A 2,107-nucleotide genomic window follows, 5' to 3' on the forward strand; every position below is an offset into this window, starting at 1 on the left:
ACTGCACACATTCGGCAACTTCGTGGTTAAAAAAACCAAACGTAAATTATAGTCGCTATAACTTAGGTTTGGTCTCTTTCGATGACTGTGTCATTTCGCATTTAATCCAGGCGTTTGGTGATGACGTTTATTTCTCAATAAACGAATCGACAAACAACGCCGAGTAAATCGAAATTTGGTAGGTCTGAGTAGACTTGAACTACCGACCTCACCCTTATCAGGGGTGCGCTCTAACCAGCTGAGCTACAGACCTACTGTGTACTGTAAGTCAAATGGTGGAGCTAAGCAGGATCGAACTGCTGACCTCCTGCGTGCAAGGCAGGCGCTCTCCCAGCTGAGCTATAGCCCCATAATTCTGACGTACAGGGTCATCGTCTTTATTCGTTATCAAAGCAATTTGTGTAGACACGCAAGAAAAGCGTTTTACTTAAGGTAAGGAGGTGATCCAACCCCAGGTTCCCCTAGGGTTACCTTGTTACGACTTCACCCCAGTCATGAATCACAAAGTGGTAATCGTCCTCCCGAAGGTTAGACTAACTACTTCTTTTGCAACCCACTCCCATGGTGTGACGGGCGGTGTGTACAAGGCCCGGGAACGTATTCACCGCGGCATTCTGATCCACGATTACTAGCGATTCCGACTTCATGGAGTCGAGTTGCAGACTCCAATCCGGACTACGACAAGCTTTATGGGATTCGCTCCACCTCGCGGTCTCGCTGCCCTTTGTACTTGCCATTGTAGCACGTGTGTAGCCCATCCCGTAAGGGCCATGATGACTTGACGTCGTCCCCACCTTCCTCCGGTTTATCACCGGCAGTCTCCTTAAAGTTCCCGACATTACTCGCTGGCAAATAAGGATAGGGGTTGCGCTCGTTGCGGGACTTAACCCAACATTTCACAACACGAGCTGACGACAGCCATGCAGCACCTGTCACAGAGTTCCCGAAGGCACCAATCTATCTCTAGAAAGTTCTCTGGATGTCAAGGGATGGTAAGGTTCTTCGCGTTGCATCGAATTAAACCACATGCTCCACCGCTTGTGCGGGCCCCCGTCAATTCATTTGAGTTTTAACCTTGCGGCCGTACTCCCCAGGCGGTCAACTTAGTGCGTTAGCTGCGCTACCCACGAATCAAGTTCACAGACAGCTAGTTGACATCGTTTACGGCGTGGACTACCAGGGTATCTAATCCTGTTTGCTCCCCACGCTTTCGTGCCTCAGCGTCAGTTTTTGTCCAGGTGGCCGCCTTCGCCACTGATGTTCCTTCCAATCTCTACGCATTTCACCGCTACACTGGAAATTCCACCACCCTCTACAAAACTCTAGTCATACAGTTCGAAATGCAGTTCCCAGGTTAAGCCCGGGGCTTTCACATCTCGCTTATATAACCGCCTACGCACGCTTTACGCCCAGTAATTCCGATTAACGCTCGCACCCTCCGTATTACCGCGGCTGCTGGCACGGAGTTAGCCGGTGCTTCTTCTGCGAGTAACGTCACAGATGCACGGTATTAACGTACACCCTTTCCTCCTCGCTGAAAGTGCTTTACAACCCGAAGGCCTTCTTCACACACGCGGCATGGCTGCATCAGGGTTTCCCCCATTGTGCAATATTCCCCACTGCTGCCTCCCGTAGGAGTCTGGGCCGTGTCTCAGTCCCAGTGTGGCTGATCATCCTCTCAAACCAGCTAGAGATCGTCGCCTTGGTAGGCCATTACCCCACCAACTAGCTAATCTCACTTGGGCTAATCTAAAGGCGAAAGGTCCGAAGATCCCCTCCTTTGGTCCGTAGACATTATGCGGTATTAGCAGTCGTTTCCAACTGTTGTCCCCCACCTCAAGGCATATTCCCAAGCATTACTCACCCGTCCGCCGCTCGACGCCAGAAGAACAAGTTCTTCTTCGTTTCCGCTCGACTTGCATGTGTTAAGCCTGCCGCCAGCGTTCAATCTGAGCCATGATCAAACTCTTCAATTAAAAAGTTGTTTACCCTTGCGGGTCATGCTCAATGAATCACTTGTTACCCAAAAGGTAACTGACATATAAACGTATATTAAATAAATTAATAAAGACTCATGTGTCACAAATCATTAAGACTTTTATATTGC

2 tRNA genes and 1 rRNA gene are annotated in these 2,107 nt (G+C 49.5%); all 3 read right to left on the bottom strand.

Annotated elements, in window-relative coordinates:
• Positions 1-176: 176 nt before the first annotated feature.
• The 3 genes from E8M12_RS04175 to E8M12_RS04185 all read right to left on the bottom strand — a co-directional run bounded on the left by E8M12_RS04175 (position 177) and on the right by E8M12_RS04185 (position 1,976).
• A tRNA-Ile gene (locus E8M12_RS04175) sits at positions 177-253 on the bottom strand.
• A gap of 20 nt (positions 254-273) precedes the next feature.
• Positions 274-349 (bottom strand) — tRNA-Ala (locus E8M12_RS04180).
• A gap of 84 nt (positions 350-433) precedes the next feature.
• A 16S ribosomal RNA gene (locus E8M12_RS04185) occupies positions 434-1,976 on the bottom strand.
• Positions 1,977-2,107 lie beyond the last annotated feature (131 nt).

Origin of the sequence: Thalassotalea mangrovi (assembly GCF_005116735.1) — a bacterium.
Classification (GTDB): domain Bacteria; phylum Pseudomonadota; class Gammaproteobacteria; order Enterobacterales; family Alteromonadaceae; genus Thalassotalea_A; species Thalassotalea_A mangrovi.